The following is a 7,821-nucleotide window of genomic DNA, read 5'->3' as shown; positions in this document are numbered from 1 at the left end:
TCCGTGCACCACGTGCGCCCACTCGCTGCCGCCGAGCTCGTCCGCGGTCTCGCCGAGCAGGACGACCACGTCGTCGGCGCGGCGGAAGCCCGACGGGATCCGCGTGGCCACGTCGTCCATCACGCCGAGGACGCCGACGACCGGGGTCGGCAGGATCGCCTGCGTGCCGGTCTGGTTGTAGAAGGACACGTTCCCGCCGGTCACGGGGATGCCGAGCTGGGCGCAGCCGTCGGCCAGGCCGCGGACGGCCTGGGAGAACTGCCACATGACGTGCGGGTCCTCGGGCGAGCCGAAGTTGAGGCAGTTGGTCACGGCGAGCGGCACGGCCCCGGAGGTCGCGACGTTGCGGTAGGCCTCGGCTAGCGCGAGCTGCGCCCCCGCGTACGGGTCGAGGGCGGTGAAGCGGGCGTTGCAGTCCGTGGCGACGGCGATGCCGCGGCCGGTCCGCTCGTCCACCCGGACCACCCCGGCGTCGGCGGGTTGGGCGGAGGCGGTGTTGCCGCGCACGTAGCGGTCGTACTGGTCGGTGACCCAGGCGCGCGAGCAGAGGTTCGGCGAGGCGGCCATGCGGAGGATCTCCGCGCGCAGCTCGGACGGGGCGCTCGGCCGCGGCAGGGTGTCCGGGGTGTTCCGCTCCAACGCGTCCTGGCCCGCGCCGCGCTCGATCGGGCGGCGGTAGACCGGCCCGTGGTGGGCCACGGTGCGCGGCGGCACGTCCACCACGGTCTCGCCGTGGAAGTCGATCACCAGCTGCTCGCCGTCGGTGACCTCGCCGATCACCGTGGCGATGGTGTCCCACTTCGCGCAGACGGCCATGAACGCGTCGACGTTCTCCGGCGTGACGACCGCGCACATCCGCTCCTGCGACTCGCTGGAGAGGATCTCGGCGGGGGTCATGCCGGTGGCCCGCAGCGGGACCCGGTCCAGGTCGATGTGCATGCCGCCGTCGCCCGCCGCGGCCAGCTCGGAGGTCGCGCAGGACAGCCCCGCGCCGCCGAGGTCCTGGATGCCGACGACCAGCCCCGCGTGGAACAGCTCCAGGCAGCACTCGATGAGGACCTTCTCGGTGAAGGGGTCCCCCACCTGGACCGACGGCAGCTTCTTCCGCCCGGTGCCCTCGCCGAAGGTCTCCGACGCCAGCACGGAGACACCGCCGATGCCGTCGAGCCCGGTCCGCGCGCCGAACAGGATGATCTTGTTGCCCGCGCCGGAGGCGAAGGCCAAGTGCAGGTCCTCGGTGCGCATCGCGCCCACGCACAGGGCGTTGACCAGGGGGTTCCCGGCGTAGGAGGCGTCGAACACGACCTCGCCGCCGATGTTCGGCAGGCCGAGGCAGTTGCCATACCCGCCGACGCCCGCGACCACCCCGGGCAGGACGCGCGCGGTGTCCGGCGCGTCCGCCGGGCCGAAGCGCAGCGGGTCGCCGACCGCGATCGGGCGCGCGCCCATCGCCATGATGTCCCGGACGATCCCGCCGACGCCGGTCGCCGCGCCCTGGTAGGGCTCCACGTAGGACGGGTGGTTGTGGGACTCGACCTTGAACGTGACGGCCCAGCCGTCCCCGATGTCCACCACGCCCGCGTTCTCGCCGATGCCCGCGAGCATCTTCTCGCGCATGGCCTCGGTGGTGGTCTCGCCGAAATAGCCGAGGTGGACCTTCGAGGACTTGTAGGAGCAGTGCTCGCTCCACATCACCGAGTACATCGCCAGCTCGGCGTCCGTGGGCCTGCGGCCCAGGATCTCCCGGATGCGGAGGTACTCGTCCTCCTTGAGCCCGAGCTCGCGCCACGGCTGCGGCTGGTCCGGCGTGTCGGCGGCGTGGGCAACGGTGTCGGTTCCAGGGTCGCTGACGGTACGGGCGTCGAGCTCGGTCACGGGTACCAGCGTAAACGTCGGCCGCCGCCGGCTCCCGAGGCGTCGGTCTCGGCGGCGGCGCCGAACGGCCGACCGCCGACCCGCCGATCCCGGTACCGTCGGTGCGGCAGGTGGAACCGGGGAGGCGTCGTGTCGAAGGTCGTGCTGCGGGTGCTGCAGGTGATCGGCGTGCTCGTGCTGGCGGGGATCGCGGTCTCGGTCGTCGTCGGGCTGCTGCAGTGGGTCCTCGGGCTCGCGATCATCGTGGCGATCCCGGTGGGCGGGTACTGGCTCTACAAGCAGGTCAAGGGCAGGCAGAGCCCACAGATCCCGTCGTCCGCCGTCGGGGCCCTGCCCAAGGGCGCCACGGACCGGCGCACCGAGCTCGAGTCCCGCGCGGTCATGGACGCCTCGGGTCGCTGCGGCTGGTGTGGCTCGCCGAGCCTGCACAAGGACGAGTACGGCTTCCCCACCACGCCGCTGCGGTACCACCGCGCCGAGATCGACGCGATGCTGTAGGCGGGCGGCCTCAGGTGGGGAGCTTGACCACGCTCACGAAGAAGTGGTCGATCTGCTTGATGGCCTCGATGAAGCCGTCGAAGTCGACGGGCTTGGTCACGTAGGCGTTGGCGTGCAGCTGGTAGCTGCGCAGCACGTCCTCCTCGGCCTGCGAGGTCGTCAGCACGATGACCGGGATCGAGCGCAGCTTCTCGTCGTTCTTCACCTCGGCCAACACCTCGCGCCCGTCGCGGCGCGGGAGGTTCAGGTCGAGCAGGATCAGGTCCGGCCGCGGGTGGTCGTCGTAGGGCGGCTCGTTGCGCAGGTAGGCCAGGGCGGCGTCGCCGTCGGTCACGACGTCGAGCCGGTTGTGCAGGTGCTCCTCGAACGCCTCGCGGGTCATCAGGACGTCGCCCGGGTCGTCCTCCACGAGCAGGACGTTGACGACCCTGGCCGGGTCGGTGAGTGCGGCGGAGTCGGGGTTCACGTGCTGGGCTCCTTCACGAGCGGGACGTCGGCGGCGGGCGCCGGGTCGTGCGGTGTCGACTGTGCCGGCTGGGTGGTGGGCAGCGTGACCCGGAAGGTGGTGCCCGGTTCCCCCTCGAGCCCGTGGTCCACCCAGATCCGACCCCCGTGGAACTCGACGATCTTCTTCGCCAGCGCGAGCCCGATGCCGGTGCCCGCATAGACGTCCCGGCCGTGCAGCCGCTGGAAGATCACGAAGATCTTGTCCACGAACTCGGGCTCGATCCCGATCCCGTTGTCCGAGACGGCGATCTCCCACTCGTCGCCGCGGTCCACGGCGCTCAGCCGCACGACCGGCGGGATGCCCTCCCGGTGGAACTTCAGCCCGTTGCCGAAGAGGTTGAACAGCAGCGCCTGCAGCAGCCCGGGATCACCGGTGACCGTGGGCAGGTCGGCGGGGAGCACGATCTCGCCGCCGACGTCCTCGACCGCGGCGGAGAGCTGGGTGACGGCCGTCCGCGCCACGACACCCAGGTCCACCTGCTCGAACCCGGTGGTGGTGCGGCCGACGCGGGAGAACGAGAGCAGGTCGTTGATCAGCGCCTGCATGCGCTGGGCACCGTCGACGGCGAACCCGATGTACTGGTCGGCCCGATCGTCGAGCTGTCCGCCGTAGCGGCGCTGCAGGAGCTGGCAGAAGCTCGACACCTTCCGCAGCGGTTCCTGCAGGTCGTGGCTGGCCACGTAGGCGAACTGCTCGAGGTCCCGGTTCGAGCGCTCGAGGTCGCGCGCCTGCTCGTCGAGCTTCGCGTTGGTGACCTGCAGCTGGTCCACCTCGCGCTGGATGTGCGCGCGCATCGCCTCCACATCCGCCCCCAGCGAGACGATCTCGCGCGGCCCGCTGCCCAGCACCTGGGCGTCGACGTCCCCGGCCACCACCTCGCGGGTCTGCGCGGCCAGGTGGCGCAGCGGCCGGAGGACCACGTTGCGCAGGCCCAGCGAGGCGAGCAGCAGGAAGACCGCGGCCAGCACCACGATCGTGATCCCGACGACCGCGACGAACGTGATCGAGGCGTCGAGCGCGCTGCGGGCGGCGAGCCGCTGGACCTGCAACGTGTCCTGCAGGTCCTGCGAGGCCCCGCGGACCCGGTCGAAGAGCTGCCTGCCCTGCTCGGGATCCGGGAGCGGGGCCTCCGCCCGGGCGGCCGCGATCGTGGGCTCCGCGTACGCGCGCCGCCACGTGTCCGACGCGGCCTCCACCGCGTCGAGGTCCGTGACGATGTCCGTCTCCGGGAACGACGCGTCCAACGGCCGCAGCTGCGCCGCCGCGGCCTGCTCGGCCTCGCGGCCCAGCGTGTACGGCTGGAGGAACACGTCGTTCGTCGAGGTCGTGAACCCGCGCACGCCGGTCTCCTGGTCCAGCAGGGCGGCGTTGAGGTTCTGCCCGGCGGTCACAGCGGGGGCGACGAGGTCGTAGAGGTCGTCTCGCGCGTCGCCGATCCGCGTGATGGCCCACGCGCCGAGCCCGACCGCGACGAGCGAGAGCACGGCGGCCAGGGTGGCGCCGACGGTGAACCACCGCCGCAGCGTCCAGCGGTTCTCCGCCTCGGCCAGGGCGGCGGTGTGCAGCCGCAGCGGGAAGCGGCGGCGCGGGGTCTCGACGTTCACCGCGTTCACCGCTCGACCGCGAGGTCGGACAACAGCAGGATGGCCACGTCGTCGGCCAGCGGGCCGCCGTTGATCCGTTCCGCCCGCTCCACCAGCCGTCCGGGCAGATCCGCGTGCGGGGTGGCCCGCTCCTCGGCCAACAGCTCCACCAGGCCCTCCTGCCACAGCAGCTCGTCCGGCCGCGCGCCGCGGCCCTCGATCAGCCCGTCGGTGAACAGCAGCAGGCTCCAGCCGGGGGCGAGCTCCACCACCTCGGGCTCCCACTTCGTGTCCGTGAGCACGCCGAGCGGGACCCCGACCCGCGGCGCGAGCGACACCGGCCCCGGCCGCAGCGACACCGGCGCCGGATGCCCGGCCGACCGGACCAGCACGCGGGCGCCGCCCGCGTCGGCCGGATCGATCGTCACGGTGCAGACCGTGGTGAACAACAGGGGTTCGTGGCGCTCGCTGACCAGGACCTCCTGCAGCTTCGGCAGGACCTGCGGCTCGTCCACCCCCGCCAGGACCAGGGCCCGCCACGAGACGCGCAGCAGCGCACCGAGGGCGGCCTCGTCCGGCCCGTGCCCCGAGACGTCCCCGATGATCGCGTGCACCGTGCCGGACGGGCTGCGGACGGCGTCGAAGAAGTCCCCGCCGATCACCGCGCGGGTGCGGCCGGACCGGTAGAACTGTCTGCCGAGCACCGAGCTGCCGTCGAGCAGCAGCTTCGGCAGCAGACCCCGTTCCAGGCGCACCGACTCGGCCGCGACCAGCTGCTCCTCGCGCAGCCGGACCATGCTGGCCTCGGCCCGCCTGCGCTCGACGGCGTAGCGGATCGCGCGGATCAGCACCGCGCCGTCCGCCTTGTTCTTGACCAGGTAGTCCTGGGCACCCGCGCCGACCGCCTCGATCCCGAGGTGCTCGTCGTCCAGCCCGGTGAGCACGCAGACGGCGGCGGAGGGGTCGTTCTGCAGGAGCTGCCGCAGGCCCTCCAGCCCCGAGGTGCCGGGCAGGTTGAGGTCGAGGAGCACGCAGTCCGTGGCGGCCAGCAGGTTCTCCGTGACGACGGCCCGCACCGACTCCGCGACGGTCACCGGCACCGACGGGTCGACCTCCGCGAGCAGCTCCTGCACGAGGAACACGTCCCCCGGGTCGTCCTCGACCAGCAGGACCCGGTACGGGGCCGCGCCGGGCAGGGAACGGGTCACGGACGGCGGCCTCTCGTCGGGGCGGAGCGGACCGTCAGCCTAGGCCGTCACACGTGGATCGGCGGCGCCGGGCCCGGTGCTCCAGGTCGTTCCCGGCACGGCGCCGGGGCGGCCTCGTACCGGGCGTATCCGGTCGACCCGGGCGGCGCCGCCGGGGACGGGCTGGACGCCGAGAGCGGTGGCGGTGATCCGCTAGAGGGAGGCTCCCGCGAGGGCTCCGAGGACCGAGGTGAACAGGCCCAGGCCCTGGACCGACGGGCCGGTGAGCAGGTCGATCGCATGCTCCGGGTGCGGCATGAGACCCACGACCCGCCCGTTCGCCGAGGTGACGCCCGCGATGTCGTTCATCGAGCCGTTGGGGTTGCCGCCGACGTAGCGGAACGCGACCCGACCCTCGGCCTCCAGCTCGGCCAGGGTGTCCGGCGCGGCGACGAACCGGCCCTCCGCGTTCTTCACCGGGACGACGATCTCGTCCCCGCCCGCGTAGCCCCCGGTCCAGGCCGTGTCGGCGTTGTCGACGCGCAGCACCTGGTCGCGGCACACGAAATGGAGCTTCTCGTTGCGGGTCAGCGCGCCCGGCAGCAGCCCGGCCTCGCAGAGGATCTGGAAGCCGTTGCAGATGCCGAGCACCGGCAGGCCGCGCCCGGCCGCGTCGACGACCTCGCGCATGATCGGCGCGAGGCTCGCGATCGCGCCCGCCCGCAGGTAGTCCCCGTAGGAGAAGCCTCCGGGCACGACGACGGCCTCGACGCCCTGGAGGTCGTGGTCCCCGTGCCACAGGGGGACGGCCTCGGCGCCCGCGTAGCGGACGGCGCGGGCGGCGTCGACGTCGTCGAGGGTGCCGGGGAAGGTGATGACCCCGATCCGTGCACTCATACCCGCGTCACCGTCCAGTCCTCGATCACCGGGTTGGCCAGCAGGTCGCCCGCGATGCGGTGCAGCGTCTCGTCGTCGACGGACTCGTCGACCTCCAGCTCGAAGTGCTTGCCCTGCCGCACCTCGATACCGGTCACGCCGATCCGGGTGAGGGCACGCGACACCGCCTGGCCCTGCACGTCGAGGATCTCCGGCTTGGGCATCACGTCCACGACCACTCTCGCCACGGTTCCCCAGCCTACGGTGTCTCCCATGCAGCTCACGCACTACGGCCACGCCTGTGTCCTGGTCGACACCGGAGCGGCCCGCCTCCTGTTCGACCCGGGTGCGTTCTCCGCAGGCTTCGAGGGTCTGACGGGGCTCGACGCGATCCTGGTGACCCATCAGCACGTCGACCACGTCGTCCCCGAGGCGCTCGCGGCGCTGCTGAAGGCCAACCCCGATGCCCGGCTGATCCTCGACGAGGAGACCGCGGCGCAGCTCGGCCGGGACGCCGAGACCGTCGCCCCCGGCACGGAGCTCGCCGTCGCGGGCGCCCGGATCGAGGTGGTCGGCAGCGGTGACCACGCCGTGATCCACTCCGACATACCGGTGGTCCGCAACAACGGCTACCTGGTCGACGGCTCCCTGCTGCACCCCGGGGACGCCTACCCGCCGGTGGACCGCCCGGTCGACACCCTGCTCCTCCCGACCGGCGCTCCCTGGCTCAAGGCGGGCGACGCCGTGGACTACCTGCGGGCGGTCGCCCCGCGGACCGCCGTGCCGATCCACGAGGCGGTGCTGGCGAACCCCGCGATGCACTACGGCCTGTTCACGAACCTCGCCCCGGCCGAGACGACGGTCCGGGTGCTGGACCGCGAACAGGTCACCGCCGTCTGAGCGCCGACCCGCGCACCCTCGGGCGGCAGGACCAGCTCCCCGCCGCTTGACCTGAACCCGAGTTCAGCATGCACGGTCGTCCCCATGCAGGCGATCAGAGTGGACGAGTTCGGTGGGCCCGAGGTGCTGCGACCGGTCGAGGTGCCGGATCCGGTCGCCGGGCCGGGCGAGGTGGTCGTGGGCGTCGAGGCGGCGGGGGTCCTGACCCTGGACCTGCTGATCCGGCGGGGGACCCCCGGCCCGCGCTTCGCCGTCCCGCTGCCGTACGTGCCGGGGAAGGGCGCGGCCTGGCAGGTGCTGGCGGTCGGCGCGGGCGTGGACCGGGCCTGGGTGGGGCGCCGCGTGCTGGCGGACGTCGAGTCCGGGGCGTATGCCTCGCAGCTGGTGGCGGCGG

Annotated in this window: 9 protein-coding genes; 3 read left to right on the top strand and 6 right to left on the bottom strand. The window is 72.8% G+C overall.

Features of this window, described 5'->3' with window-relative positions; genetic code table 11:
* On the bottom strand, positions 1-1,875 hold a 1,875-nt coding region (purL, locus tag H5J29_RS14060; RefSeq protein WP_181781399.1), incomplete at its 3' end, for a phosphoribosylformylglycinamidine synthase subunit PurL.
* A 129-nt stretch (positions 1,876-2,004) separates the two neighbouring features.
* Here purL and H5J29_RS14055 point away from each other — a divergent pair.
* A complete protein-coding gene (locus tag H5J29_RS14055) occupies positions 2,005-2,373 on the top strand; it encodes a hypothetical protein (protein ID WP_181781398.1) in 369 nt (122 codons plus the stop codon).
* Between the two features lie 10 nt (positions 2,374-2,383).
* Here the strand turns inward: H5J29_RS14055 and H5J29_RS14050 are convergent, their stop codons facing one another.
* The 5 genes from H5J29_RS14050 to purS form a co-directional block, all read right to left on the bottom strand.
* Positions 2,384-2,839 (bottom strand): response regulator, encoded by a 456-nt coding sequence (locus tag H5J29_RS14050; RefSeq protein ID WP_181781397.1) that lies wholly within the window; start codon positions 2,837-2,839, stop codon positions 2,384-2,386.
* A complete protein-coding gene (locus H5J29_RS14045) occupies positions 2,836-4,485 on the bottom strand; it encodes a sensor histidine kinase (RefSeq protein ID WP_220187409.1) in 1,650 nt (549 codons plus the stop codon). Before H5J29_RS14045 ends, H5J29_RS14050 begins: the two co-directional genes overlap by 4 nt.
* 5 nt (positions 4,486-4,490) lie before the next feature.
* On the bottom strand, positions 4,491-5,672 hold the full coding sequence (locus H5J29_RS14040) for a PP2C family protein-serine/threonine phosphatase (protein WP_312858214.1): 1,182 nt from the start codon (positions 5,670-5,672) through the stop codon (positions 4,491-4,493).
* Between the two features lie 192 nt (positions 5,673-5,864).
* Positions 5,865-6,548, bottom strand: coding sequence for a phosphoribosylformylglycinamidine synthase subunit PurQ (purQ, locus tag H5J29_RS14035; protein ID WP_181781396.1), 684 nt, complete (start codon positions 6,546-6,548; stop codon positions 5,865-5,867).
* Positions 6,545-6,775, bottom strand: coding sequence for a phosphoribosylformylglycinamidine synthase subunit PurS (gene purS / locus H5J29_RS14030; protein ID WP_181781395.1), 231 nt, complete (start codon positions 6,773-6,775; stop codon positions 6,545-6,547). Before purS ends, purQ begins: the two co-directional genes overlap by 4 nt.
* Before the next feature lie 25 nt (positions 6,776-6,800).
* Between purS and H5J29_RS14025 the strand changes: the two genes are divergently transcribed.
* Positions 6,801-7,427: an MBL fold metallo-hydrolase gene (locus H5J29_RS14025; RefSeq protein WP_181781394.1), complete on the top strand. Its 627-nt coding sequence runs from the start codon at positions 6,801-6,803 to the stop codon at positions 7,425-7,427.
* Positions 7,428-7,511: 84 nt separating this feature from the next.
* On the top strand, positions 7,512-7,821 hold a 310-nt coding region (locus H5J29_RS14020), incomplete at its 3' end, for an alcohol dehydrogenase catalytic domain-containing protein (protein ID WP_181781393.1).

Origin of the sequence: Pseudonocardia pini (assembly GCF_013870575.1) — a bacterium.
GTDB classification, from domain to species: domain Bacteria; phylum Actinomycetota; class Actinomycetes; order Mycobacteriales; family Pseudonocardiaceae; genus Pseudonocardia; species Pseudonocardia pini.
This window is presented reverse-complemented; position numbering and strand designations above follow the sequence as displayed.